Source organism: Sphingomonas sp. QA11 (assembly GCF_028473665.1).
GTDB classification, from domain to species: Bacteria; Pseudomonadota; Alphaproteobacteria; order Sphingomonadales; family Sphingomonadaceae; genus Sphingomonas; species Sphingomonas phytovorans.
In genome coordinates this window covers 411,506-436,949 of sequence record NZ_CP098774.1, presented here as the reverse complement: position 1 = coordinate 436,949, position 25,444 = coordinate 411,506, and the positions used below count along the sequence as shown (strand labels likewise).

The window sequence follows — 25,444 nt, the reverse complement described above, 5'->3', positions numbered from 1 at the left end:
CGTTGGCGTCCCGCCCCATCCAACCGCTACGGCGCGGCGCGGTTCCGCGCAACTGCTGGTTGAGGCTTAGCGGGCGCGGCTCCGCACGGTCAGCGACAGGCCGTAGAAGCGGGGCTCGCCGCCGATGAAGGTCGGCAGGCCCAGCGCGTCCCCGGTATTGCCGGCATCCTTGATATATTTGCGGTCGAACAGGTTCGTCACGAACGCCTCGAGCCGCCAGATGCCATTGGCTGATTCAACGCCGAACCGCGCATCGACCAGCGCATAGCCCTTCTGGAATTCGTCCTGCACCGTATCCGGGATCAGATTGCCCTGCTGCAGTGCCGGCAGATCGTTGTCGTCATCGAAGAAGATGCTCGACTGCCAGGTTACGCTCGGGGTGAAATCGATCTTCACCGGGCCGACCGGCTGCTTCAGCGTAAAGCCGGCAGAGGCGGCGTTATCGGGCGACAGGCGGAAATGATTGCCGTCCCGCACGCCTTCGGTGAACCGGCCGTGATTATAGGCATAGGTCGCGAACAGCATCAGCGAGTCCGACGGGACGTAGCGGAACTGGCCCTCGAAGCCATAGCTGCGCGCCTTGCCGGCATTCGTCGTCACGAACTGCGTGCCGATCTGCTCAAGGGTCTGGAAGTTGCTGTAATTATACAGGAACACCGATCCGTCAGCGAACAGCTTGCGGTCGAGCAAGGCAGTCTTCACGCCCACTTCATAGCTGTCGACGGTCTCCGACGGCAGCACCTTGAAGCTCGGCGCGCCATAGGGCGCACCCGGCGTCGACACGCTCAGCACCTGGGGCCGGCGGCCTCGGGCATAGGTGGCGTAGACGCTGGCGTCGGCGCTCGCCTCGTAGCGAGCGGTCGCGCGCCAGGTGAAACCGGAATCCTTCAGACCCTGATCGAACCGCGTGCCATTGCCGGCCGTTGGCTGAAGCCCGATGCCGAAGAACGGCACGGCGCTCGCGGGCAAGGTATTGAGCACCGCGCCCGGCAGCGCCAGCGCGCCGATCAGCGCGTCGCGTTGCGCACCAGCCGGCAGACTGAGCGCGCCGATGAAGCCGCCCAGGATCGACCGGCCATTGAGCACTGCGGCGGTGATCCCGGTCGACTTGTCGTCATGGCTGTAGCGGATGCCGGCCCCCAGCTCGAGCCGGTCGGTGAGATGGAACGTCGCGTCGGCGAACAGGTCGACCGCGTTGGTCCGCGCATAGTTGGTCGAGCTTTCGAGATGGTTCGCCTTGAGGTTCCTCGCGATCCCCAGCGCGGTCGCCGCGGCCAGCGCCGGCGTCGACCCGAGCGAGATGCCCCTCGCGGCGGCCACGCCCTGGATCAGTTGCGAAGTGAAGGCGGGGTTGCCGATCCAGCTCAGCGGCGCCGGATCGGTTGCCGGACGGCCAGGGATGAAGCCGTTGAGCGCGGAGGCCACCCGGGCGAGCGCCACGCGCTCGTCGAACGAGGCCGGCGTGCGCTGCAGCCCATCCTCATGAAAATAGGTACCGCCGAAAAACGCGGTCAGGCGGTCCGACGTGTAGGACAGGCGCAGCGTACCCATCGTCTGGTTGCCGCGCGCATCCTCCGCAGCGGTCAGCGCTGGCAGCGAGATGCCGTCGGCGTCGAACACTTCGAGCGAGTCGAAGCGGCGATAGGAGCCGAGGGCATTCAGCGACCAGTGATCGTCGATCTTGTAGTTGGCGATGCCGGTCGCCCCCCACACCCGGCGATTCAGGCCGAGCGGCGCGCTGTTCTCGAAGCCAGGCTGCGGCGCCAGCGCCGCGCCCGAATTGCGCCCGCGATCGCCAATCACCGCGCCCGTCACCGGATCGGTCGGGTTGTAGGCGATCGATTTGAACGGCGTGCCGTTGGCGTGATCCTCCTGATAATTGCCGATCAGGTCGATCGTCAGCTTGCCCGGCGCCCAGCGCAGCAAGCCGCGGATCGCCTGGGTATCGACCGAGTTGAAATCCTGATCGTTGCCCTTGGCGAGCAGATTGTCGACATAGCCGTCGCGCTTCTTCGAACGGCCAGCGATGCGGATCGCGAGAGTGTCGGTGATCGGCGCATTGGCCGTCAGATCGACCTGATAGGCATGGAAATTACCGTAATTGGCGCGGAAATAGCCATATCGCTCGCTCGGGTCAGCCTTGGCCTGGACGATGTTGACCGCCCCGATCAGCGCGCCGCGGCCATACAACGTCGATTGCGGCCCCTTCGCCACCTCAACCCGTTCCAGATCGAACAGCTCAACATAGGAACCGCGTGACTTGGAGATGGAGACGCCGTCCTGAAAGACCGAGACGCGCGGTTCGTTGAACGCCGAGCCACTGTCCGAGGTAATGCCACGGATCACGAAGCCGGGGTTGTTGGGCGACTGGTTCTGCACGACGAATCCGGGGACGTAACGCGACAGCTTCTCGAAATCGGTGATGCCTAGATCGTCGAGGAAGCGGCCGGAATAGGCGGTCAGCGCCATCGGCACCTCGGTCGCATTCTGGCTGCGGAGCTGCGCGGTCACGACGATGTCGCCCTCGGCTGGCGCTTCCTGGACCATCGCCGTCGCTTCCGGCGCGTTCTGGGCGTGCGCGGCCGAGGCGATCGCCAGTGCCGGAAGGCAGGTGAGCGCGAGAATCGTCGAGCGGATCGTCATAAGGAGCCCCTTGTTTTTGGTTGTTATGGGGCGAGTAGGTGGCGACCGCGTCGCCTCCGTTGCAGCGCAGTGACGATTATATTGCAGCGCAAAAGAATTGAAGCCTGAAAGGGCTTTCCGTCTCAGGCGACCGCGCGAATGGCCAACGCCGCATCGCGGCGAACGATCGGGCGGAAGACGACGCTCAGCAGCATCAGGTCGTCGCCGGTCCCGGCCGGTGGCGGCATCAGGGTAAAGGCGTTCGGCGACTGGCACCGGTAGAGGCTGCCGCCCACGCCCTCCATCGCATCCGGGATGATCGTCGCCGGGATCGGCTGGTGATCACCCGGGCTCGCTTCAGCGAACTCGGCGACGCGGTGGAAGCTCATCTCCTCGAGCTCGACATACTCGTAGAGTTGTCCCCAGCTTATCGCCGCCGAATAGACCGCCCGGCCGACCGGCACGCTCGCGGCATAATAGCCATCATGAGTCGCCCAGGCCTCGACCTCGATGATCGCCTGGCCGCGCTGATCCATCAGGATGACGGGAAGCATGACCGGCTCTCCCCTGAAGTCGGCGCCCTTGAAATCTAGTCCGAAGCGGCTGGTGACGAGGAAGGACAGGTTCAGCGGCAGGCCGTGCTTGCGGAACTCGCCGGGCAGGAACATGCGATCGGCTGAACCGGTGTAGAGCAGGCCGCGCCGGCGCAGATCTGCCTGCGACGCCGCCGGATCGATCATCTTCACCTGTTGCTTGCTGCCGCAATTGAAGTCGTGCTCGAACGCCTGGATCACGCCAAGCTCCGCGTGCGAAGGCAGGAACAGCAGCCGTCCGAGCAGTCCGGTCGCCGCGATCCGCCGCGCCTCTGTACTGTCCGCGCGGGAGACAGGGCCACGACCGCGCATGCCCTCGGCATAGGAAAGGCAGGCCGCCTGGACGGTATCGCGCGTGGCGCTCTGTCGCGTCTTGATGCTCTCCGTGGCGCGAACCGGTTCGCCGTTCGCCTTGTAGTCGACAACCGACCCCTGGGCCTTGGTACAGAGTTGCTCAAGCACGGAAATCGGCCCGCAGATCGCGTCGAGCACGCGAAAATCGGTGCTTCGCGTATCGAAATAGCCGGCCTTGTCGAGCCCGCTCGGCGAATCCTCGCGCAATACCAGATAACGGCCCGCGACATGCAGATCCATTCGGTCGCGTAGCACCGGCTCGACCAGATTCTGCGCGCTGCCATTATACCCCAGGTCAGCGAACACCACCGCGTCGCCGCGTGCGACCCCGGCGCGTTCGAGATGCGCGATCAACCGTTCGGCGAAGCGCGCGGATCGCGTGACGATCTTGGCGATATTGGCCGGCTGGAGGACCATGCGGGCAAAGGCCCCGGCATTGCCGGCCATGTCGGGCGCGATCTTCGCGATCTCATCCGCGTTGAACAGGAACTGCTTCGCGATCGCGCGCGCCTCCGACCCCGCCGGTACGCGGGACAGATGGTTCCGGATTGCGGCCTCGTCGCGGAAGCTGGCGCGCATCGCGGTCATTCGGCTGATCTCGATCGCCTTCCCCGCATCCTCGCCATGCAGCGCGGCATGAACACGCGAGGGCAGATGCCCGTCGCGCAGCAGGAACAGCAGATGAGTCTTGCGCCCCGTCTTTTCGGCCAGCGCAGCTACCTCACCCTGCAGCCACTCGGCATAAGCGGCGAACAGCGGCCCGAGCACATCGTGCCCAAGCGCAAATGCCGGTTCGTCGTCAGTGCGCAGCGACACGGCCGGACGATGCGGCTGCCACGCCGGCAACGAGGCGCGGATACGCGGATCGAGCACCGAGGCGACTGCTGCCTCGAGACGAAGCCGATGCCCCGCCTCCTCGTCGAACTGAACGAAATGCACCGCGTTGATCCCCAAGGCGGCCGGCGCCGTCAGATCGGCATGCTGATTGTCGCCGACATGGAGGATCTGCCCGGGCTGGCACCCGAGCTTCTTCAGCACCGGCCCGAACAGGCCCTGCCCCTTGCCCATGCCATGATCCGACGAACAGAAGACATGGTCGATCAGGCCGAGGACATTCTCCCCCGCCGCCGCGCCGATCAGCGCGCGAAGCTGCGCCTCGCCGAGATAGGTGTCGCTGACGATGATGACGCCGAGGCCCCTCGCCTTCGCGTCCTCCATCAGCGCCACCACCGGCGCGAAGCCGAAGCAATGCCGCGCCTCCGCCTCAAGCTCAGCCGCCGTCGATGCCGCCGCCGCCTCCGCATCATGCGGATGCAGGCGCTGATGAATCGCCTCGATCGAGACCTCGTTCCGCCCCGTATCGAGATGCGCCGCGCGCCGCGCCGCCGACTCTGCCCGCCGCCGCGGCTGGATCGCGCCGCCGTCCAGGCCGAGATCGGCGAACACATCCACCGGCGCGCAGGTGTCGCGCCACAGGAGCGTATCGAAGCAGTCGAGCGACAGATATCGCAGCCCCGCGGGCGCGCGATCGAGCAGGGTCGGGAGTTCGTGCGCGCGCGCGGTGTTCATCTCGATAATCCGTGGCCGATCATGTCCAACCGGATATCGCGATGTTTGGTTATCAAGCCGTTAACCTTGCGCTCAAGAGAAACGCTGCACCCGTTCAGCCTTTTCGTGGTCCGGATCGTTGTCGCCGCATGGGAATCCGCGGGCGAGCATGACTTATCTACAATCGAACCCAGGTGATCGGATCAAGGCCGCGCTGGGCGCAGCGGCGTTGCAGGGCCTGCTTGTCTATGCACTGGTCATGGGCCTGGCGGTAAAGTCGCGAGGCACAGTCGAAAACCCGCTTACCCTGTTCGGCGTGCTGCCTCCACCACCGCCACCGCCGCCGGAGAAGACCAGGCCCCACCCTATCAAGAGCGTCAGACGGGAAGGCGCCGCATCGCCGGCGAACCTGCGGTCCAAGGCAACCGAGATCGTTGCCCCCGTTCCCATCGTTCAACCGGTTGTCCCGCCGCCGGTCGTCGCGGCACTCAAACCCGCCACCGGCAACCAGGCCTCCACCGGCGCAGCCCCGGTCCCCGGCCCGGGCACCGGCGCGGGTGGGGTTGGGAACGGCACCGGTAGCGGCCGCTCGGGCGATGGCGACGGGGACGGCGGCGCCGAAACACCACCGCGCTGGATTCGCGGTCGAATCAAGGATTCGGACTATCCGCGCGCCGCGAAGGAGGCGCTGATCCAGGGCACCGTCTCGGTGCGCTACGTCGTCGCGGAGACCGGGCGCGTCACCGAATGCACCGTGACGACATCTAGCGGCAATGCCGAACTGGACGAGACCACCTGCCGCCTGATCCGCGAGCGCTTCCGCTTCAAGCCATCGAAGGACGAGGGCGGCAAGCCGGTGTCTTCGATCATCATCGAGAATCATAGCTGGCTTATCGACGACCGGCCGGAACCAACCGCCAGTCCCGCGCCTTGAGCGGTGGGTGGGAGCGGTGGGTGGCGGCATGCACTGGAAATCCCTATTCCATTCATACTAGGGCGATCAGCGGCGTGCCACATGGCCCGGATCGCCACGAACGACAGGAAGATGATGGCTCAAGAATTCGGCAAGGGTTTCGGGCCCGGGGGCTACGGACACGGGGGCGAGAGGCACGGTTTCGCGCGGTGCTTCACTGCCCTGGCGATCGTACCCGCCCTGCTCGCCGCTCCGGTGCAGGCTGGCCAGACAGTTACCCCGCCACCCGTTATCCGCACCGTCCCACCGCCGCAGGTACAACCAGCAGCACCGCAGCTTCCCCTTCCGCTCCTCACGCCCGCGCAGGCCGACCAGCTCCGCGCCATGCTTGATGCGAATGCGATGGCACAGGGCCTGCGCTCGGCGCCCACGACCTCGCCCACGCGGCTCGACGGGGAAGCCCTTGTCCGCGCCGTGCTCGACCATGCCCGTGCAGTCCATGCCGGGCGGCTCGATACCGCCGATTTCGACAAGGATTGGGGCCTCCGCCCCCCGCCTTACGATCCTCTGCCCGGCTTGACCGATGCGGTGCGGCGCGACCGGCTGGCATCGTGGATCGCTAATCTCCCGCCACCCTATGCCGGCTATGACGGCCTGCTGAAGGGCCTGGCCAATTACCGCGCGATCGAGGCGGCGGGTGGCTGGCAGCCGGTTCCCGCTGGCCCCGATCTCACCCTCGGCGCGAAGGGCCCGCGCGTCCTTGCGCTGCGCCAGCGACTGGCGGTGGAGGACAAGGACGTCGTCGCCACCGGCGACACCTTCGACGCCGCGCTCGTCGCCGGCGTGCAGCGTGCCCAGCGCCGCTATGGCCTGAACCCGGCCGGCGTGGTCTCAACCCAGACGCTCGCCGCGCTCAACGTGCCGGCGATCGACCGGGTCCACCAGATCATGGCGAACCTGGAGCGCTGGCGCTGGCTGCCGCAGGAGCTTCCGCGCGACCGGATCCAGGTCAACATCGCCGCCGCCGTGCTGACCGTGTTCGACGGCGACACCCCGGTGATGTCGATGCGCGCCGTCACCGGCCGGCCGGGCGACGAGACACCGATGCTGTCCTCGACCATCAACAGCATCGTGATCAATCCGCCCTGGAACGTGCCGACCTCGATCGCGACCAAGGAATTGTGGCCGAAGGAGAAGAAGAGCCCCGGCTATTTCAAGCGCAACGGTTTCAAGGTGATCGACGGCACCCGCCTTCAGCAGGCGGCCGGCGACCAGAGCGCGCTCGGCCGGTTCAAGTTCGACTTCAACAATGCCTATGCCGTCTATCTGCACGACACGCCGTCGCGCGCGAAGTTCGCCAGCTTCAGCCGGCTCGCCAGCCATGGCTGCGTGCGGCTGGAGAAGCCCGCCGAACTCGCCGCGCTGCTGCTGAAGGCCAATCCGGACTGGCCGCCCGAGGCGATCGCGGCACAGGTGGAAAAGGGCAAGACGTTGCGGGTGACCTTGACCAATCCGGTCGAGGTCTATTTGCTTTACTGGACGGCGTTCGCCAGCGCGAGCGGCCAGATGAACTTCCGTGCCGATCCTTATGGCTGGGACAAGACCCTAGCCGCCAAGATCGAAGCGCGGTCATCCGGCCGGCTGGTCCTGCCTGAACTCGAGGAGCTGACGAAATCATGAGAATGAACCGGGGCAAGATCGCGGCAACCGCGGCGGGGATATTGGCGCTGGCGGCGCTTGGGGGTTGCGAGAAATCGGCACCGGAGCAACCCGCCCCGGTCGAGAATGCCGTCAACGAGGTCGAGCCGGTGAACCTGGTCGTTCCGGAAGAGAAGCCGGTGCCGGAAACCGCCAACGCCGCCGCGGTCGAGCCACGCGAGACGCCGCCCGATCCCGACGCACAGACCCAGGACGATGCCGATGCGACCGGCATGACCGCGCGGGTCCGCCGCGACGAGGCGGGGGGCAACACGACAGCGCCGTAATCGCACCGCGGAATGGGGGCGTTCAGCGGCGCGAATGCTTCGTTGAATGCCCCTGGTTCAGCGGGCGCAGACGACAGTCTATCTTGTAGATCTTCGGTCGTTCTCGCACGAGCCGCTTCTTCAGCGCCGCTCCGGCACAGGCGGCGAAACCGTCCTTCTCGATCCTGATCCCCGGCACACTGTTCTCGGATAGCGTATAGTCGTCATCGGTCGGAGAGGATTGGTATTCCTCGTCGATATAGACGTCCGCTCCGCTCGGCTTCGAGGAAATCGACGCCATGGGCAGGTTCGTCACAGGGAATACGATACCCTTATATTTGTTCTTGGCCGCCCCCAATTTCCGGATCGCCCCTTTCGCCGTTCCCAGGATTCCGAAAGGATCGAACACTTCCCAGGTTCGTCCCGAGTTGCAGTCGAGGGACCGAACGATCGTGCCGCTGACATCAGTCGGCAGACAGCCTATCCATCGACGATTGGGCTCCTCGCCCTTCCCCGCAAAGCCGCTGGCGTGGCCGTTGTAATTGGCCATCACAAGCGTGCCGTAGGAATAGGGATCGCGGTCGGTTATCTTGAGAACTGATTTATTTATATCCTCCACCAATGCATTGTCGTTGGAATATATCTTGTCCAGCTCTCGATATTCGATATCGCTCAGAAACTTGGTCCACACGATATTCTTGTCGATCGTCATGGATATGCGATTTCTGATATCTTCATCGACCTGGCTGGAGCCCGACAAACATATGTATTTTGCCGATTTCTTCCGGACCAGGCTTACGCGCTGGTTTCCGGGATCCATCCTGTAAAGTTCCGATATCGCGCCCGTAGTGTCGCCATAGACGCCGTTGCCGCTACGCAGCAGCATGTCCACATATACGAAGACCGACGTTCTCTCGCCAGCCACACCCCGATCCCCCAGCGGGCTGAAGGAAAAACCCAGTATCGCATATGATTTTGGCGATGACTTCAGTCCGATATTATAGTGCCCCTCATCTATCTCCTGGTCCCCGCCGAGAATATGCCAGCCCAGAACCGGGTTGGCGAAACAGGCGGCACCATCGACGCTTATCTCGAAGACAAATCCCTGGACCACGCTATTCGGCCTCCCGAGATCCACGGACGACATTCTCTGTTCAGCGCTTTGCGGATGAACAAGCAGCAGGCGCCTCTCCTTGACCGCGCTTTCCAGGCTCAGAAGAACCTTTGCCCTGCCCCAGGATACGTCGTTCGGGTCCCGTCGCCCGGTGATGACAACCTCTTTTCCCTGGACAGAAGGACGCCTTCCCTCCTGAGCCGACGCGTGGCTATAGTCCGCCGTCGCCATCAGACCGAGAAGACACAAAATTCCGAGCGGGGGGAAGCCTCTGAACATTCTCACGCTTCTTTTGCCCCCAAAGCCAGGCTGGGCAGGCAGCTTGCCGCGACCAGCGCGAAAATTGCCTGCTCGACCAGAATGCTGCTGACGATCTCGATATGATGGAAAGATTTTGCCAGGAAATTCGCCGAACATTGTGCCAGCTCGATCGAATAATAAATCGAGGTTATGCTCGCGCAGAAAATGATGGTTCCGCTTACGCCGCACAACCAGGGGTGGCTGTCCCGACTCTTGACGAACAGGTAACCCGAAGCTGCGATCGTCGAAATCGAAACAGTAACAAGCCACTGCGAGCAACTGCTCAGAAATCCAAGGGCATCCTTGTAGTCGGTTCGACTGTATCCGGCCGTCTTGTCCAGCTGCAGCATCTCATGGTCTATATGGAAGACATAGATCGTAAAGAATGGCAGGATCACAAGGAGGATCGCACAGGGCCAAGCCCAGTGTCGTACTGAATTTTGTGCCAATTTCACCCCCCGGAGAATCTGCGTATCGGTATCCCCGCTACACCGAATAATCCTGCATTTGAATTCTGAGTCAATAGCACTGAGTATCTGCTTGATTCATCACAAACATGAATCAATATCATTTATTACAACCATATCGGATCAATGAAGCCCGACAATTTGCTAGCATGTACTTCGAATAACATTGCGCCCTGCGCGGCACGTCTTTCGACGCAAGACCCGCAAGCAACCTTTTCGACCTGGCTGACGGTGATCGCGGCAATCCGGGCCGTCGTGGTTCTCGGCCTTTCGCTCCAACGAAAACGGCCGCGCGACCTCCATCGCACGGCCGTAATCGAAGTGACGCCGGACTGGTCAGCCGCTGGCGGCGCTTGTCCTGATGTTGCCATTGACGCCGACCGGGAAGAACCCGCCCCCGACAACCGCAGCCTTGTTCAGATAAGCAATGTTGAGAACCTGTCCGGCCGACCGGCTATAGACGATGCCATTCGCGTCCGTCGGGACGATGTTCGAAGTCGTCGCGTCGCCGACAATGCCCTGGTCGTCGTCGGAAGGCCCGTCGAGCGAGTCTCGCGCGTCGCTGATCTGGCCGGCCGCCGTGCGCAGGGACGGCATCGCAACACCCTTTGCGTAGAGCACGGTGCGCACCAGCCCGGCATGATAGGCCTCGGCGGCCAGGATACCCGCTGCCGCATCGAGATAGGTCTTGTTGACGATCAAGGGCGACGCACCCTTATATGCGGAGACCCCGACATCCTCGAAGATGAAGGCGCCGAGCAGGAAATTCTCGTCGCTTGCATAAGGGTCGAAGGTTCCGGTCGAACCGACCACGCCGGCTGCCCGCGCCGCCGCGGTGAACGGCCCGGCGGCGCTGATGTCGATCGCAGGCTGGGCGACAGCGGCAGATCCCAAGGCGCTTCGCAGGAAGGCGACATGCGCCAGCTCGTCCGCCGCGATCTCCCGGGCATATTGCGCGACGACCGGGTCGGTGAACGTGACCTGACGGCCGCCGGTCGGCGCGCCGGGCGTGCCCGTACCGGTGAGCAGGTTGCCGGGAATGCTCGCGCCCGTGACCGCGAAGGAGTAGAATTGGGCTTCGAGATATTCGAGGTTGAGCGCGAAGTTCAACACGTCGGCATCAGTGAAGGCGGTCGGTGTCGGGGTGGGCGTCGGAGTAGGCGTTGGTGTCGGGGTAGGTGAAACTGTCCCTCCGTTGTTGTCGTCGCACGCCGAGAGCAGGGAAAGCCCGCCAACAGCGATTGTGGCCGATGCGGCGGTGCGGATGAACTGGCGTCGTTCCTCGCGGCGGCGATCGCTCGCCTCGAGCAATTGAAGCATCGTGTCGTTGATATGCATCGGGAGAACTCCCTTTCGAATGGAAACGGACGATGGCGCGCTCAGTTGGCGGCGCTCGTCTTGATCGAGCCGTTCACGCCGGCCGGGAAGAACCCGCCCATGCCCACGGCCATGTTGTTCAGGTACACGATGTTGAGCACCTGACCGGTGGTCCGGCTGTAGGCGAGGCCGTTCGCATCGAGCGGCACGATGTTCGACGCCAGGGCACCGTTGATCATGACCGGGGAAATACCCTGATCGTCATCGCTGGGGCCGTCGAGCGAGTCGCGCGCATTGGAGATCGCATCGGCGGAGGTGCGCAGCGAGGGTGTCGCAACGCCCTTGGCATAGAGCACGGTGCGCACCAGCGCCGCGTGATACGCCTCGACCGCAAGGATACCGGCCGCCGCCTCGAGATAGGTCTTGTTGGTGATCAGCGGTGCCGCGCCCTTGTATGCGGTCACCCCGACATCCTCGAAGATGAAGGCACCAAGCAGGAAATTCTCGTCGCTTGCATAAGGATCGAAAAACGATGTTGGCCCGCTGATGAGGCCGGCCGCCCGGGCAGCGCTGCTGAACGCGCCATTGGGGGCGATGCCGATATCGATCGTCGGCTGCGCCACCGCCGCGGTGCCCAGCGCGGTGCGCAGGAAATTCACATGCGCGACCTCGTCCTGCGCGATCTCCTTGGCGTATTGAGCGACGACGGGATCAGTGAAGCTGACCTGGCGACCGCCCGTAGCGACGCCCGGCGTGCCCGTCCCGCTGGTCTGGGCCGGCGTCAGCGGCGTGCCGAACACCGCGACATTGTAGAATTGCGCCTCGAGATATTCGAGGTTGAGCGCAAAGTTCAGCACGTCGGCATCGGTCGGCGCGCTCTGCGCATCGACCCGGCCGGCAAATGTCAGTGCGCCTCCGGCACCGGCGACCGCGGCGGCGCCAATCGCCGTCCTGAAGAATTCGCGGCGTTCGTTGCGTCGTTCGACACGCCTGTCGAGAACATCGATGAGTTGGTTACTGGCATCGGTCATGGCTCAACCTCCCTTTTATCCGGACGGTTCAGCGCAAACATCCCTGCGCTGCATAGGTTCCAACTATTTGAAAAGATTCATTTTTCTTTACAAAAAGCTAGCAGCGCCGATAGCTCGACGGCGGCATGGCTGCGCGCGATCGAGAGACGCCCGGAGATACGGCGCCCCTGGCCGTCCGGATGCACGACCGCGAAAATAAAGGCGGCCATGTACCGTTTTGAGAGTATCGAGGGCCCGCGCTCCCCAAGGACCCGCGCGAGATGCGGGCAATCTCGCACGCTGCCTCCGGCAGGATTACATCCTGTTTTCCTTCGACAAGGCGGCAATGCGTACAGCGCGGCAATGCACACCGGCCTTCACCGCATCGGATCGTTCCTGTTTCTGGCGCAGTGAAGGCAGGCCGTCGCGTAGGTGCGTCGGAAGCGGCAGTTCAGGGCACAAGAATGGAGCGCGGTGCCAGCGCCTCCAGAATCCGGCATTCCGACATCGCCCCACCCTCGCATGACGAGATCAGCACGCCGAGTTCCCGCCTGAGCGCGGTCAGGTCGGCCAGCTTGCGGTCGATCTCGGCGAGATGCTCCTGCGCCATCACGTCGACCGAGCCGCAATCCTTTTGCCCCTGCCCCGCGAGATCGAGCAGATTGCGCACCTGGTCGAGCGAGAAGCCAAGATCGCGCGCGCGACGGATGAAACTCAGCCGGGACAGATCGGCAGTGCCATAGGCGCGGTAGTTGCCCTGCGTGCGGCCCGGCGGCGCCAGCAACCCGATCCGCTCATAATAGCGCACCGTCTCGACCTTGGTCGCGGTCGCCCTGGCCAACTGGCCGATCGTCAACGCTGGCACCATCCGCTTGACCCTGTAGTCGCTACAGGGTGCATATGCCTGTCCGACTCGGAAACTGTCGAGAGGACAAAGATGGCCTGCACAAGCTGCCCTGGCGAAAACAAGAACGCGACGAACGATCCGCGCTGGCGCCGCATCCTGTGGATCGCGCTCATCCTGAATGCCGCGATGTTCCTGGGCGAGATCAGCGCTGGCATCGCCGGTGATTCGAAGGCGCTGCAGGCAGATGCCCTCGATTTCCTCGGGGATTCAGCCAACTACGCGATCAGCCTTGGCGTCGCCGGCATGGCGCTCGCCTGGCGCGCTCGCGCGGCGCTGCTGAAGGGCGCGACGATCTTCCTGTTCGGCCTCGCCATCCTCGGCGCCACATTGTGGAGCGCGCTGAACGGGTCCGTGCCGCATGCGGAGATGATGGGCGTGGTCGGCCTCATCGCGCTCGCCGTGAATCTCGCGGTCGCGGTCCTTCTCTATCGCTATCGCACGGGCGACGCGAACATGCGGTCGGTCTGGATCTGCTCCCGCAACGACGCGATCGGCAACCTCGCGGTGATGGCCGCCGCGCTCGGCGTGTTCGGCACCGGTACGGCGTGGCCCGATCTGGTCGTCGCGACAATGATGGCCGGGCTGGGACTATGGGGCGGAATGCAGATCATGGTTCAGGCCCGTGGCGAACTCAGGTCCGAAACTTCGGCCGCCTTGTTTCGTCCGCAGGTCGAGCAGCTTCGCGAATGATCGCCAGGGCTTTGCGGCACGACAAGGCGGCGAAATTCATGATTTTATCATCGGAAACGACCCAACCGGGGCGGTGCCGGCCCGGGTGACGGGGGCGATAACGGTGACCCGTAATTCCGATCACCGCCACCCTTCCCCAACCCGCCCCCTCTTGCTAAGGCCCGCGCGACTCTTCGCATTCGCACAACCCGGAGCGCGCCCGCGCGGAACTTTCCGCCTCCCCGCCGCGCCCGGCCAGACAGGGAAGGAACCCGCCCCAGATGACCGCCATTGGCCAGGATACGCTCGGCGCCCGCAAGACGCTCAAGGTCGGCTCGAAGTCGTACGACTATTATTCGCTGGCCGACGCCGCGGCGAAATATGGCGACATCAGCCGCCTGCCTTTCTCGATGAAGGTGCTGCTGGAGAACATGCTCCGCTTCGAGGACGGCAAGACCGTCACCACCGACGACGTGAAGGCGATCATCGACTGGCAGCAGGAGCGCCGGTCGGACCGCGAGATCCAGTATCGCCCCGCGCGCGTGCTGATGCAGGATTTCACCGGCGTTCCCTGCGTGGTCGATCTGGCCGCGATGCGCGATGCCATCACCAAGCTCGGCGGCGACGCCGCGAAGATCAACCCGCTGGTCCCCGTCCATCTCGTCATCGACCACTCGGTCATGGTCGACGAGTTCGGCACGCCCAAGGCGTTCGAGGACAATGTCGACCTCGAATATAGCCGCAACTTCGAACGCTATGAGTTCCTGAAATGGGGTTCCAAGGCGCTCGACAATTTCCAGGTCGTTCCCCCGGGCACCGGCATCTGCCACCAGGTGAACCTCGAATATATCGGCCAGGGCGTGTGGTCCTCGGCGAATGACGGCGCGACGATCGCCTATCCCGATACGCTGGTGGGCACCGACAGCCACACCACCATGGTCAATGGCATGGGCGTGCTCGGCTGGGGCGTCGGCGGGATCGAGGCGGAGGCGGCGATGCTTGGCCAGCCGGTCTCGATGCTGATCCCCGAAGTCGTCGGCTTCAAGCTGACCGGCGCGATGAACGAGGGCATCACCGCCACGGATCTCGTGCTGACCGTCACCCAGATGCTCCGCGCCAAGGGCGTGGTCGGCCGCTTCGTCGAATTCTACGGCCCGGGCCTGGATTCGATGACCCTCGCCGATCGCGCGACCATCGCCAACATGGCGCCGGAATATGGCGCGACCTGCGGCTTCTTCCCGATCGACGCCAAGACGATCGAGTATCTCAAGCTCACCGCGCGTCCCGACGAGACGGTCGAGCTGGTCGAGGCCTATTGCAAGGCGCAGGGCCTGTGGCACGACGCCGACAGCGTCGATCCGGTCTTCACCGACACGCTCGAGCTCGACATGGGCAGCGTCCAGGCAAGCCTCGCCGGCCCGAAGCGCCCTCAGGATCGGGTTTCGCTCAACAAGGTCGACGAGGTGTTCAACGGCGACCTGTTCAAGGTCTATCACAAGGAACAGCCGGTCCGCGCCGCGGTCGAGGGCCGTCCGGACGATATCGGCGACGGCGACGTGGTGATCGCCGCGATCACGAGCTGCACCAACACCTCCAACCCTTCGGTGCTGGTCGCCGCCGGTCTCGTCGCCCGCAAGGCGCGCGCGCTCGGCCTGACGTCGAAGCCCTGGGTCAAGACCTCGCTCGCCCCCGGCTCGCAGGTCGTCACCGACTATCTCAACAAGGCCGGCCTGACCGAGGACCTCAACGCCCTCGGCTTCAACCTGGTGGGCTATGGCTGCACCACCTGCATCGGCAATTCAGGCCCGCTCGCGAGCGAGCTGTCGACCGCGATCAACGAGAACGACATCGTCGCCGCCTCGGTGCTGTCGGGCAACCGCAACTTCGAAGGCCGCGTCTCGCCTGACGTGCGCGCCAACTTCCTCGCCTCGCCGCCGCTGGTCGTCGCCTATGCGATCAAGGGTACGGTGACCCAGGACATGGTCGAAACGCCGCTGGGCAAGGGCTCGAACGGCGAGGACGTCTTCCTCAAGGACGTGTGGCCCTCGAACGCCGAGATCGCCGAGGTGATGGGCGCCAATATCGACGACACCATGTTCCGCTCGCGCTACGGCAACGTCTATGCCGGCGACGAAAAATGGCGCGGCATCGAGGTCGAGGGGTCCGATACCTATACCTGGCGCGCCGGCTCCACCTATGTCGCCAACCCGCCCTATTTCGAGGGCATGACCATGACCCCGGCACCGGTCACCGACATCATCGAGGCGCGCCCGCTCGCGATCCTCGGCGATTCGATCACCACCGACCACATCAGCCCGGCGGGCTCGATCAAGGCGGACAGCCCGGCCGGCACTTATCTGCAGGAACATCAGGTCAGCCGCGCCGACTTCAACTCCTACGGCGCGCGCCGTGGCAACCATGACGTGATGATGCGCGGCACCTTCGCCAATATCCGCATCAGGAACGAGATGGTCCCCGGCATCGAGGGCGGCATGTCGAAGTATGAAGGCGAAGTGATGCCGATCTACGACGCGGCGATGCGCTTCAAGGCTGACGGCACGCCGCTCGTCGTCATCGCCGGCAAGGAATATGGTACGGGCTCGTCGCGCGACTGGGCGGCGAAGGGCACCAACCTGCTCGGCGTCCGCGCCGTCATCACCGAAAGCTTCGAGCGAATCCACCGCTCGAACCTGGTCGGCATGGGCGTGCTCCCGCTGCAGTTCGCGGAAGGGGTGACGCGCCAGACGCTTGGCCTGGACGGATCGGAAAGCTTCACCATCCAGCACGTCGCGGATATCCGCCCGCGCCAGGATGTCGAGGTGATCCTCACCCGCGCCGACGGCCGGACGGAAACCTTCCTGACCCGCTGCCGGATCGACACCGTCAACGAGCTGGAATATTTCCTCAACGGCGGCATTCTGCAGTATGTGCTGCGCAAGCTGGCTGCCTGAGGAAGACATGATGCGAATGGCGATCGTCTGGTCCTTGGCCCTGGCGGTCGCCGCCGTTCCCGTCGCTGCGGCGGCGGAGGAGTGGAAGGATTTCGTCACCGCGGACGGCTATGCCAGCGCCGTCGCGACGGACAGCATCAAGGCATCGGGTACGCTGCGCTATTTCCGCCTGCGCGCGGGCAAGATCGGCGATCCGCGCTACGCGATCGCCGACGTGATGCTCGATTGCCAGAGCAAGCTGATCACGATCGGCCGCGCCGAACTCTATAACAAGGGTGTGCAGACCGGCATCAGGAAGCCCGACCCGGCCAAGCCCTTCACCCAGCCATTGAACGAACAACCCTCGGGCGACGAAATCCTCGCTTTGGTCTGCGCCGGCTGACCTCGCCCGACCCCGGCCTGGCTTGGCCCTGACGGCCGCCCTCGCCAGCAAACATGCTACCCCACTTATGGTAGTCGATGCACGCGACTACCGGCGGACCACCCGAACATGGTCATATCCTCTCGCGGACCTGGGAGCAGACCCGCGCCGGACCCCCTGCGGGTCGAGATTTCGCGAGGAGGCGAGCCATGTACGAGAACCAGCAGAATTTCGGCGAGTTGGAAGGCGACCCGTTCGAGCTGAACGAGGTCGGCGGCTATGGCTTCATGAATGCCGAATATGAAGGCGAGGGCTTTGGCGGCGACTTCGAGGATTTCGCGGGCGACGGCTTCGATCAGCTGAGCGACCAATATGGCGACGGCTTCGACCAATTTGGCGCCGCCGACAATTACTGGGAAGGCGAGCTCGAAGGCGAAGGCTTCGACCCCTTCGGCGACCAGGAAGGCGAGGAATTCTTCGGCAAGATCTGGGATGCAGCCAAGAAGGCGGCGAAGGTCGTCGCGCCGATCGCCAAGAAATTCGCCCCGCAGATCGGATCGGTGATCGGCGGCGCGCTGGGCGGCCCGGCGGGCGCCATGCTCGGCAGCAAGCTCGGCGGCTTCGTCAAGCAGATGGAAGGCGAGGAAGAGGGCGAAACCGAGGACGAGCTGAATGCGCCGGTGCGCGTTTCCCGTGACGACGATCAGCTTTCGGAATCGATGGCGGTCGCGGCGACGAGGGCGAACCCGAACGATGCCGGCATGTTCGGCTCCGCCATCACCGTGACGATCGCCAGCCGCGCTCCTCTGCCCGTGCGGGCAGTCGTGCCGGTGCTCGCCAAGGCGGGTAGCGATGTCGCGCGCCGCCTGTCCGCCGCCGGCGATCCCCGCGCCAGGGCGCTGATCCGCATGCTGCCGACCATCCAGAAGAAGACAGTCGCGACGCTCACCCAGAAGGCCCAGACCGGCCGGCCGGTGACACCGAAGACCGCGGTGCGGGTGATGGCGCGGCATGCCAGCCGCACCCTGGCCAATCCCCAGTCGATCGCCAAGGCGCTCGCGCAGAATGCGGCGAAGAAGCGCGGCATCGATCGCCGGGCCGTGGCCGGCGCCGAGCGCTTCTTCTGAGGCGTGCAGGGCGGCGCGGGCGATCCCCCGCACCGCCTGTCCCCGAATGCCAACTTGCGGAGGGTAGCAATGGCAAACCCGGTCCCGACGACACCTGCCCTGATGGCCCAGGCAAAGGCGCTTGGACAGCAGGCAGCGCGCCTGAAGCAATGGCACGCCGCCTCCTGGAGCAAGGCCACGCCCATCGCGCGGCACCGTTTCCTCGCCAATGTCCACCGCGCCGAAGCGGGCGCGCATCAGCTCGCCGCCACAGGCTTCGCCGTGGCGGCGACGCCAGCCGGTCGTGCAGACCCGCAATTGCGTACGGCGCTTACCGGCCTGAAGCAGGTACTTGGAACGCTGGCGCAACTCGATATGCGTGGCCCGGCAACGCGACCCGCGCCGACGATGACAACCCCGGCAGGTCCCCGCCCGGCGATCGCCCCTCGCCTACCGACCATGCCGATGGCCGGCATTGGACGCGGCCCCTCCCTCCCGACGACAGCACGGCCCACCCCACGATGGATGGTGCCCGGTCCGCAAAGATCGCCTGTCCCGATCGACGCCGCACGGCCGAACGGCGCCGCACCGGGAGTCCGCGCCGACGAACTCGCATCGCTGCGCCGAGCCGCCACGGACGCGATCACGCGCCTGCAACGGGGCATGTCGTCAGAGTCCGAAACCGAGGCCGACCATGCGATGGATCCTACCTCGAAACGGAGCCGCGCCAACAAGCAGGCCAGCATTGGTGTCGACCGCACCAGGACCGACCGCGCGCAACAACGCGTGAAGGGTGCCGAAGACCGCGCGCGTGCGCGGCAGCAGGCGATCGCGCTGATCCGCAATCGCGCGCCGGCATCCTTCAGAAAGGCGATGCTGCCGATCGTCTATCCCGGTGGCGGCGTGATGCCGGAGGTAGTCGACAGACTGGCGAACCTGTCCAGCAGCAATTTTATCCAGCAGATCGTCAGCCTGATCAGTTCGTCCGATGGCGGCGGCACCTTGGACGGTACCGTCATCAGTGCCGTGGTAGCCTCGGCGGTGGCCTCGGCCGCGACCGAGCTCGGTATCGTCGATCAGGTCAACACCTCAGCCCTCGCCAAGGCGGTCAACGCGGTCGTCGCCTCCGACCTTTCCCCGGCGTTCAAGATGCTGGCGACGGTGGCGGCGGTCGTGGCCACCGGCAAGAAGAGCGGCGGCAAACGCCAGGCCGAGCTGGCACCGTGAGCGCCATGGCCTTTCTCGACCTCGACGCCGCGGCGGCGGGCATGGCCACCGGCGCGGGAGCAGGCGCCGTCACCGGCACGCCCGACCCGGCCGGCGGGGCCAGCGCGCTGCCCTATTTCGCCTGGCGGACGGCGGTGAATGCCGACCGCTATGTGAGCGGCATGCGCCCGTTCCGCGAGGGCGAGTTCGGCCGCGGCCCGAATGCGCCCGACCGCTCCCACCTCAAGACGGTCAACGCGCTGATCGATGCCGCCCGGCGACGCCAGCAGGTCGAGGAACGCGGCCTGGCACTGCATGCCCGCGATCTCGCCGGCGCCGGCGACAAGGGGCGCGCCACCTTGCTCAATCTCAAGGAACGCAGCGAGACCCGCGCGCGGGAGACAGAACAGATCTGGGAATTCTACCTGAACGTCTTCGGTCAGCGCACCGGATCGTTCGCGCCCTGGCTCGGCGCACTCGATCGCATCGCGCTCGATTGCTACCAGGCAGTGTATATGGGGCTCGGCAAGGCGCGCTCGATCCCGTCACCCTCCCCGCTCACCTATATGGAAACCGGCTTCGGTCCGGCCACGTTCCGGCGGGGCGTGCGGCTCAGCAAGCTTGGGCAGCAGCTCAACCCCTTCCCTCTGGTCAAGGTGCCGTATCACCGGCTGCTCAATCCCTGGTCGCTGGGCGCGGTGCCGCATGAGGTGTCGCACAATCTCCAGAGCGATCTCGGCCTGTGGGACCTGATGCCCCGCCGGATCGCCGAATCCTTCGCCGCGCACAGGCTCCCGGCGCGCAATGCCGAGGTATGGCAGCGCTGGCACAAGGAAACCTATGCCGACCTCTCCGGCCTGTTGCTGATCGGTCCCGCCTATGTTGGCGCGCTGATGGACGTGGTCGGCCGGTCGCGCGCGTCGACCGCGGCGTGGAACGACGAAGCGGTGCACCCCACCCCGATCATTCGCGTACCGCTCAACATTCGCCTGCTCGAGCGCATCGGCTTCGCCGGCGACGCGGCAGCCTTCCGCCGTGCCTGGGACGCGCTGTATCCGGCCAGCGCCTGGAAACCCGTGCCGCAATGGGTGTGGGCGCGGCTGCCCGAGCAGATCGACGCGGTGCTCGATGCGATCTGCTTCGAAAGCTTCGACGAATATGGCGACAAGGCACTCGCCGATGTCATCCGGTTCGAGCCCAAGCATGCCGAGCTGGTGCGCGAGGCCGCCGAGCGGCTTCAGACCGGCACCGATACCGGCATCCTTCCCGAACGCTTCCTCATCGCGGCGGCGCGCCAGGCGCTCGCCTGGGCACGGGTCTCGCCCGCCACGATCCACCGCAACTTCTACGATGCGCTGGGGAGGTGCTGACGATGGAGGACGACCCCTTCACCAGCGCCGCGCGAGAGCGGTTCGGGCAGGAGCTGTTCGCCCTTCGCCAATTGGCGAAGGCAGCGCGCCAGATGGTCGCGAAACTGAGCAGGGGCAACGAGACGCGGCTGCTGGCAACCGCCCGCGAGGGGCTGGCGAAAGCGGAGCATCACTCGACGACAGCAATCGAGAGCCTTGCGGAAGGCGGCCATGGCGAGGCGATCGCGGCCTATCTGTCGCTGCATGAGGCATTGGGCGACAGCGTCCTGAGCATCGACTTCATCGTCGAATTCGACAGCCAGCTCGACGAAGTCTCGGGTAAATCCGCCCAGCCTAAGCTCCAGCGCCTGTGGGCCGATCTGGAAAGCCAATTCGACACCTTAAAGGCTTCGACGGGGTCCCTCGCCGAGGCGGCGAGAGACTTTTCGCACAGCATCGACGCGAAGGAGACAGGCACCATGGAACCGGAAGACAACGCAACCGCCGTTGCGGTCGAGGAACTCGGCATCACCCTCGCCACGATGATCTCGGAAGGAGGTGGCTCGGTTGCCCGCGGGCGCAGTTCCGGCGCCTTCGCGACGGTGACCGACCAGATGGCCGCCTCGCTCAACGCCGCCGGCTTCCCGACACTCGGCGACACCGGCAGCGTGGAGGTCAAGCGACAGCGCCTGATCGACGCGCTCAGGAACAGTTTCGCCTTCAGGGAACAGGACGGATACCGCGTCTATTACCGTACCGACCGGCGGACCGTGACGCGCGGTACCAGCGGCGATTCCGATCTGCTGCGGGGCGGCCAGCGCGTGAATGCCGATCTGCTCCAGGCCGAGACTGACGCGGTCGAGGACATTATCGGCCGGCTGCCCGTCACCACCCGTTTCGAACTTGCGCGGGGTGCCGAAGCCGGTCCGCAGCGCGAGCGCGCCGCCATTCGCGATGAGCTGAACGGCCTTGTCGCCAGCGCGCGCGATCCGATGGGAATCAACGCCGCCCGCGCGACCTTCCAGTTCCACCGGCTGGTGCTCGCGATCCTGGATTATCTGCAGGAAGGCGAGGCGCTTCCCAAGGCGCGGTCATTCTCCCTCGTCCCCGGCGACGGGATCGAGAGAATCATCGCCTGGCTGTCGACCTTCCGCGACGAAGAAGTATGTGCCCCGACAAGCCTGGTCGAGGACGAGGAACTGCGTGCCGAGCTTGCCAATCTGCTGGAGTTGCTCGCGTCGATGGGCGGGCGCCTCATCCGCGACCCGCACCGCTATCGCCTCGGCCTCTACGCCGCGCGCCTGGAGGCGCAGCTCACCTGCGCGCTGACCAGCGTGGATCTGCTTGAAGCCGCGCTGGAGCAATCGGGCACCGACATGGACGAGCAGGAGGTCCAGTTCCTGTCGCATGGCAAAGGGACGAGGACCCAATTGTCCATCGGCCAGTTCCTTCGCTGGGTGGACAGCGTCGCACGGCCCTTTGCACAGGCGGGCAACCGTGCCGCTGAATTGCGCCAGAGCGAAGCGGTGCTCCTCGCCCTTGAGCTGGCCGCGCTGGCCGAGGCAGCCAATTGCTTCAAGCATGCGGCGCGCAGCATGGGCATCGCGCGACTGGGCGCGCACCAGCAGCTGGTCGAGCTGACCGGCTACCTGACCGCTGCCGCCGACAATGCCGGGGAACTCGGCGGGAACCCGCGCGCCCACTATTCCGCCACTGCCTGATCGATCAACGCACCGGAGAGACCGCCATGGCCAACAATCCGAAAACCCTGGGTGAACTCAACGATCTGCTTGCATCCTTGCAGGCCCTTCGCTCGACGATGGTGCGCGACGCCCGCGACGAGCTGGCCAAGACGCCGGCACAAGCCGAGCTGATCAACCAGTATATCAGCGATGCCGAGGCACTGTTGATGGACGCGCTGAAGCCGGATCCCGGTGCACCCGATAGCGACAACGGCCTTGCCCGCCTGATCGGCCTCGGCGACAATGTCGCGTCGCGGCTCGACGAAGTTCGACCGGTCGGGCTGGTGCCGACCTATGACGACCAGATCAGCCGCGAACGCCTGACGGCGGTCGGCGATCTTTACTACATCTACCAGCACGAGCGCGCCGGCGTGTTCCGCGCCGTGCTCAAGCTTCAGCAACTCTTCCAGTCGGGCGAGGTGCGGCTTTCGGACGGGCCCGGCGCCCTGGCGCTCTATCAGTTCGATCGCAAACGGGTGCTGCGCTATACCCAGCGCGAACGGCGGTCGGTCTATCGCAAGGTGTTCGGCTATACCGAATCCCTGCCGCCTGCCGGTGCCGAGCCGAACATCGCGTTCCACGCCCTGCTCAGCACGTTCTGCCAGCACGTATCGCGTTTCTTCGAGGACAAGCGCGTGTCGGAAGTGCTGCGTCCCGATGGCGGGCGCGAGACGTTCGGCAGCATGGCGGTCGTGCGTCGTTCAGGCCTGGACCTGCGCCAGAATCTCAAGCACGTCTCTTACGGCCATGTCGCCGTACTGCGCAGTGAAGTCCTCTCGCTGCTCCAGGAAGCGTTCGACATTCTCGGTTCGCCGGATATCGTCAATCTGTTTGGTGCAGATAGCGGCTGGGATGTGCTTGAGGAAGTAATGAAACGCTATCTCCACGAAATCCCCGTAACATCTCAGCGCAGTCGTATGGCGGTCACCGGGCGCGATATCTTGCGCTGGCTGGCGGAGGATTACCTCCTCACAACGGTGCGAATTGATTTCGAGTCTCTACTTGAAGCTATTGTCGACGCATGCGACGATTGGCTGACAAGCGCTGAGTCGTTGGGATTGCGCAAACAACCGGGATTGATCGATAACAATGTCGTTTCGTTCAGGCCGGCTGCGCGTGCAGCAAAGGCATCGCTCTTCTGATTAACTATTAGCGGGGACGGATCAATGTCAGCGAGCCTCCGCGCGCGTGAGCCCGAGAACTGGGTACTCAACGCAACGGAACGAGCGATCGCCGGGCGCAAGGCGACCTCGACCGTTCACAACCCTGCCACCACCAGCGAGTTGCTGTCGCTGCGGGAACGGGAGATCGCACAACTGGTGACATGCGGCCTGTCCAACAAGGAGATCGCCCAGATGCTCCGGATCAGCCACTGGACTGTATCGACGCATCTGCGGCGAGTCTTCGCCAAGCTCGACATCAATCGTCGCGTCGAGCTTTGCCGACTCGTGACCAATGAGAACGCGCCCCGCCTGCCCGGTTGAGCGCCGGCAAGGCGCCCCTATGCCCGCCCCTCTAGCGACCGCATCCGTGCGTACAGGAAATAGACCAGCAGCCCGATCCCGTTCCAGACGAGGAACGATATCTGGGTCACCCGTTGCAGGCTCATGAACAGATAGCAGCAGCCGAGGATCGCGGCGGGCGCCACCACCCAGGCAACCGGCGTGCGGAACGGCCGCCGTGCCCCGGGGCTGCGCCGGCGCAGCACCAGCACGCAGGTCGCAACCGCGACGAAAGCGCACAGTGTCCCGGCATTGGCGAGCGAGGCGATCACGTCGAGCGGCAGCAGCCCGGCAAGGATGGCGACGAAGATCGCCGTCACCGCCGTGATCCGTGCCGGCGTGCCCCGCGTCGAGATTTCGGCAAGCGCCGGCGGCAGGAAGCCGTCGCGCGCCATCACCAGGAAGATTCGGCTCTGCCCGTAGAGGAAGGCGAGCAGCACCGTCGGCAGCGCGATCGCCGCGGCGGCCGCGACCACCGTCGCCACGCCACCACTGCCCAGTTCCCGCAGGATGAGCGCGAGCGGCTCCGCGCTCTTCGAAAAGACGGTGTAATGCACCGCCCCCACCGCCGCCGCAGCGACGATGATGTAGATTAGCGTGCAGGCGACCATCGATCCGACGATACCGATCGCCAGGTCGCGGTCGGGGTTCTTCGCCTCCTCCGCCGCCGTCGAGATCGCGTCGAAGCCGTAAAAGGCGAAGAAGATGATCGCGGCCGCGCCCATCACGCCATATTTCACCCCGTGATCGTCGGCGACGCTGCCATAGCCGCTCGGCGCGAAGGGATGGAGGTTGGCTGCGTCGAAATGCGGCAGCGCCACCGCGACGAACAGCGCCAGCGTCACGATCTTCAGTATCACCAGCGCCGAGTTCAGGCGCGCGCTCTCCTTCGTGCCGAGCATCAGCAGCCCCGCCACCACCGCGATGATCAGGATCGCCGGCACGTTGATGCCGGCATTGGCGAGATGCAGACTGTGATCGGCCAGGCTTCCTTCAAGCGACGGTCCGTGAGTCATCGCGTCGGGCAGGATCACGCCGAGCCCCTTCAGGAAACCCACCGCATAACCCGACCAGCCGACCGCGACGGTCGAGACCACCAGCGAATATTCGAGGATCAGGCTCCATCCGACCACCCAGGCGATGATCTCGCCCAGCGCGGCATAGCTGTAGGTATAAGCGCTGCCCGACGCCGGGATCATCGTCGCCATTTCGGCATAGCAAAGCGCAGCGCAAGCGCAGATCGCCCCGGCGACGACGAAACTCAGCAGCACCGCCGGCCCGGCTCGATCGGCACCGACCCCGATCAGCGTCAGGATGCCAGTGCCGACGATCGCACCGACCCCCATCGCGACGAGATGCGGCCAGGAAAGAGTCCGCGCGAGGCGCTGGTGCTCGGGCTGCTGCTCGCCCGCGACGATGGTCTTCAATCTGAACAGGCTGCGCATCTGG

The 25,444-nt window shown here is 65.0% G+C and carries 21 protein-coding genes; 12 read left to right on the top strand and 9 right to left on the bottom strand.

Features of this window, described 5'->3' with window-relative positions; translation table 11 throughout:
- Positions 1 to 66 precede the first annotated feature (66 nt).
- Both NDN01_RS02095 and NDN01_RS02090 read right to left on the bottom strand, forming a co-directional pair.
- Positions 67 to 2,643 (bottom strand): TonB-dependent receptor, encoded by a 2,577-nt coding sequence (locus tag NDN01_RS02095; protein ID WP_272625486.1) that lies wholly within the window; start codon positions 2,641 to 2,643, stop codon positions 67 to 69.
- Positions 2,644 to 2,765: 122 nt separating this feature from the next.
- A complete protein-coding gene (locus tag NDN01_RS02090; RefSeq protein WP_272625485.1) occupies positions 2,766 to 5,138 on the bottom strand; it encodes an HAD family hydrolase in 2,373 nt (790 codons plus the stop codon).
- Positions 5,139 to 5,286: 148 nt separating this feature from the next.
- On the opposite strand from NDN01_RS02090, the gene NDN01_RS02085 reads away from it, so the two are divergent.
- The 3 genes from NDN01_RS02085 (at position 5,287) to NDN01_RS02075 (ending at position 8,015) form a co-directional block, all read left to right on the top strand.
- Positions 5,287 to 6,051, top strand: coding sequence for an energy transducer TonB (locus NDN01_RS02085; protein ID WP_272625484.1), 765 nt, complete (start codon positions 5,287 to 5,289; stop codon positions 6,049 to 6,051).
- Positions 6,052 to 6,132: 81 nt separating this feature from the next.
- A complete protein-coding gene (locus tag NDN01_RS02080; RefSeq protein ID WP_272625483.1) occupies positions 6,133 to 7,710 on the top strand; it encodes a L,D-transpeptidase family protein in 1,578 nt (525 codons plus the stop codon).
- Positions 7,711 to 7,712: 2 nt separating this feature from the next.
- The gene (locus NDN01_RS02075; RefSeq protein ID WP_272625482.1) at positions 7,713 to 8,015 is read left to right on the top strand and encodes a hypothetical protein; all 303 of its coding nucleotides are present in this window, start codon (positions 7,713 to 7,715) and stop codon (positions 8,013 to 8,015) included.
- 22 nt (positions 8,016 to 8,037) lie between these two features.
- Here NDN01_RS02075 and NDN01_RS02070 read toward each other — a convergent pair whose 3' ends face one another.
- From NDN01_RS02070 to NDN01_RS02045, 6 genes are all read right to left on the bottom strand, one after another.
- On the bottom strand, positions 8,038 to 9,339 hold the full coding sequence (locus tag NDN01_RS02070) for a hypothetical protein (protein ID WP_272625481.1): 1,302 nt from the start codon (positions 9,337 to 9,339) through the stop codon (positions 8,038 to 8,040).
- A 50-nt stretch (positions 9,340 to 9,389) separates the two neighbouring features.
- Positions 9,390 to 9,758 (bottom strand): hypothetical protein, encoded by a 369-nt coding sequence (locus tag NDN01_RS02065; protein WP_272625480.1) that lies wholly within the window; start codon positions 9,756 to 9,758, stop codon positions 9,390 to 9,392.
- Between the two features lie 453 nt (positions 9,759 to 10,211).
- A complete protein-coding gene (locus NDN01_RS02060) occupies positions 10,212 to 11,213 on the bottom strand; it encodes a ferritin-like domain-containing protein (RefSeq protein WP_272625479.1) in 1,002 nt (333 codons plus the stop codon).
- Between the two features lie 41 nt (positions 11,214 to 11,254).
- A complete protein-coding gene (locus NDN01_RS02055; protein ID WP_272625478.1) occupies positions 11,255 to 12,223 on the bottom strand; it encodes a ferritin-like domain-containing protein in 969 nt (322 codons plus the stop codon).
- A 77-nt stretch (positions 12,224 to 12,300) separates the two neighbouring features.
- Positions 12,301 to 12,432, bottom strand: a complete 132-nt coding sequence (locus NDN01_RS02050) for a hypothetical protein (protein ID WP_272625477.1) — start codon at positions 12,430 to 12,432, stop codon at positions 12,301 to 12,303.
- Between the two features lie 221 nt (positions 12,433 to 12,653).
- Positions 12,654 to 13,070: a MerR family transcriptional regulator gene (locus NDN01_RS02045; protein WP_272625476.1), complete on the bottom strand. Its 417-nt coding sequence runs from the start codon at positions 13,068 to 13,070 to the stop codon at positions 12,654 to 12,656.
- Between the two features lie 69 nt (positions 13,071 to 13,139).
- Here NDN01_RS02045 and NDN01_RS02040 point away from each other — a divergent pair, with 69 nt between their 5' ends.
- From NDN01_RS02040 to NDN01_RS02000, 9 genes are all read left to right on the top strand, one after another.
- A complete protein-coding gene (locus tag NDN01_RS02040) occupies positions 13,140 to 13,799 on the top strand; it encodes a cation transporter (protein ID WP_272625475.1) in 660 nt (219 codons plus the stop codon).
- A 260-nt stretch (positions 13,800 to 14,059) separates the two neighbouring features.
- Positions 14,060 to 16,729, top strand: coding sequence for an aconitate hydratase AcnA (gene acnA / locus NDN01_RS02035; RefSeq protein WP_272625474.1), 2,670 nt, complete (start codon positions 14,060 to 14,062; stop codon positions 16,727 to 16,729).
- Between the two features lie 7 nt (positions 16,730 to 16,736).
- The gene (locus NDN01_RS02030; protein ID WP_272625473.1) at positions 16,737 to 17,111 is read left to right on the top strand and encodes a hypothetical protein; all 375 of its coding nucleotides are present in this window, start codon (positions 16,737 to 16,739) and stop codon (positions 17,109 to 17,111) included.
- A gap of 188 nt (positions 17,112 to 17,299) precedes the next feature.
- A complete protein-coding gene (locus NDN01_RS02025) occupies positions 17,300 to 18,217 on the top strand; it encodes a hypothetical protein (protein ID WP_272625472.1) in 918 nt (305 codons plus the stop codon).
- Positions 18,218 to 18,286: 69 nt separating this feature from the next.
- Positions 18,287 to 19,423: a hypothetical protein gene (locus tag NDN01_RS02020; protein WP_272625471.1), complete on the top strand. Its 1,137-nt coding sequence runs from the start codon at positions 18,287 to 18,289 to the stop codon at positions 19,421 to 19,423.
- A 5-nt stretch (positions 19,424 to 19,428) separates the two neighbouring features.
- Entirely contained in the window at positions 19,429 to 20,772 is a 1,344-nt protein-coding gene (locus NDN01_RS02015; RefSeq protein ID WP_272625470.1) for a hypothetical protein, read from the top strand.
- A gap of 2 nt (positions 20,773 to 20,774) precedes the next feature.
- Entirely contained in the window at positions 20,775 to 22,472 is a 1,698-nt protein-coding gene (locus NDN01_RS02010) for a hypothetical protein (RefSeq protein ID WP_272625469.1), read from the top strand.
- A 26-nt stretch (positions 22,473 to 22,498) separates the two neighbouring features.
- The gene (locus tag NDN01_RS02005) at positions 22,499 to 23,635 is read left to right on the top strand and encodes a hypothetical protein (protein ID WP_272625468.1); all 1,137 of its coding nucleotides are present in this window, start codon (positions 22,499 to 22,501) and stop codon (positions 23,633 to 23,635) included.
- A gap of 24 nt (positions 23,636 to 23,659) precedes the next feature.
- Positions 23,660 to 23,977 (top strand): response regulator transcription factor, encoded by a 318-nt coding sequence (locus NDN01_RS02000; protein ID WP_272625467.1) that lies wholly within the window; start codon positions 23,660 to 23,662, stop codon positions 23,975 to 23,977.
- Between the two features lie 17 nt (positions 23,978 to 23,994).
- Here the strand turns inward: NDN01_RS02000 and NDN01_RS01995 are convergent, their stop codons facing one another.
- Complete coding sequence (locus tag NDN01_RS01995; RefSeq protein WP_272625466.1) at positions 23,995 to 25,440, bottom strand: amino acid permease; 1,446 nt, start codon at positions 25,438 to 25,440, stop codon at positions 23,995 to 23,997.
- Between the last annotated feature and the right edge of the window lie 4 nt (positions 25,441 to 25,444).

What these genes read in the sequence shown, in the direction of transcription:
- NDN01_RS02095 (WP_272625486.1), bottom strand. Translation starts at nt 2,643, where the DNA reads ATGACGATCCGCTCGACGATTCTCGCGCTCACCTGCCTTCCGGCACTG.
- NDN01_RS02090 (WP_272625485.1), bottom strand. Translation starts at nt 5,138, where the DNA reads ATGAACACCGCGCGCGCGCACGAACTCCCGACCCTGCTCGATCGCGCG.
- NDN01_RS02085 (WP_272625484.1), top strand. Translation starts at nt 5,287, where the DNA reads ATGACTTATCTACAATCGAACCCAGGTGATCGGATCAAGGCCGCGCTG.
- NDN01_RS02080 (WP_272625483.1), top strand. Translation starts at nt 6,133, where the DNA reads ATGGCCCGGATCGCCACGAACGACAGGAAGATGATGGCTCAAGAATTC.
- NDN01_RS02075 (WP_272625482.1), top strand. Translation starts at nt 7,713, where the DNA reads ATGAACCGGGGCAAGATCGCGGCAACCGCGGCGGGGATATTGGCGCTG.
- NDN01_RS02070 (WP_272625481.1), bottom strand. Translation starts at nt 9,339, where the DNA reads ATGGCGACGGCGGACTATAGCCACGCGTCGGCTCAGGAGGGAAGGCGT.
- NDN01_RS02065 (WP_272625480.1), bottom strand. Translation starts at nt 9,758, where the DNA reads ATGCTGCAGCTGGACAAGACGGCCGGATACAGTCGAACCGACTACAAG.
- NDN01_RS02060 (WP_272625479.1), bottom strand. Translation starts at nt 11,213, where the DNA reads ATGCATATCAACGACACGATGCTTCAATTGCTCGAGGCGAGCGATCGC.
- NDN01_RS02055 (WP_272625478.1), bottom strand. Translation starts at nt 12,223, where the DNA reads ATGACCGATGCCAGTAACCAACTCATCGATGTTCTCGACAGGCGTGTC.
- NDN01_RS02050 (WP_272625477.1), bottom strand. Translation starts at nt 12,432, where the DNA reads ATGGCCGCCTTTATTTTCGCGGTCGTGCATCCGGACGGCCAGGGGCGC.
- NDN01_RS02045 (WP_272625476.1), bottom strand. Translation starts at nt 13,070, where the DNA reads ATGGTGCCAGCGTTGACGATCGGCCAGTTGGCCAGGGCGACCGCGACC.
- NDN01_RS02040 (WP_272625475.1), top strand. Translation starts at nt 13,140, where the DNA reads ATGGCCTGCACAAGCTGCCCTGGCGAAAACAAGAACGCGACGAACGAT.
- acnA (WP_272625474.1), top strand. Translation starts at nt 14,060, where the DNA reads ATGACCGCCATTGGCCAGGATACGCTCGGCGCCCGCAAGACGCTCAAG.
- NDN01_RS02030 (WP_272625473.1), top strand. Translation starts at nt 16,737, where the DNA reads ATGATGCGAATGGCGATCGTCTGGTCCTTGGCCCTGGCGGTCGCCGCC.
- NDN01_RS02025 (WP_272625472.1), top strand. Translation starts at nt 17,300, where the DNA reads ATGTACGAGAACCAGCAGAATTTCGGCGAGTTGGAAGGCGACCCGTTC.
- NDN01_RS02020 (WP_272625471.1), top strand. Translation starts at nt 18,287, where the DNA reads ATGGCAAACCCGGTCCCGACGACACCTGCCCTGATGGCCCAGGCAAAG.
- NDN01_RS02015 (WP_272625470.1), top strand. Translation starts at nt 19,429, where the DNA reads ATGGCCTTTCTCGACCTCGACGCCGCGGCGGCGGGCATGGCCACCGGC.
- NDN01_RS02010 (WP_272625469.1), top strand. Translation starts at nt 20,775, where the DNA reads ATGGAGGACGACCCCTTCACCAGCGCCGCGCGAGAGCGGTTCGGGCAG.
- NDN01_RS02005 (WP_272625468.1), top strand. Translation starts at nt 22,499, where the DNA reads ATGGCCAACAATCCGAAAACCCTGGGTGAACTCAACGATCTGCTTGCA.
- NDN01_RS02000 (WP_272625467.1), top strand. Translation starts at nt 23,660, where the DNA reads ATGTCAGCGAGCCTCCGCGCGCGTGAGCCCGAGAACTGGGTACTCAAC.
- NDN01_RS01995 (WP_272625466.1), bottom strand. Translation starts at nt 25,440, where the DNA reads ATGCGCAGCCTGTTCAGATTGAAGACCATCGTCGCGGGCGAGCAGCAG.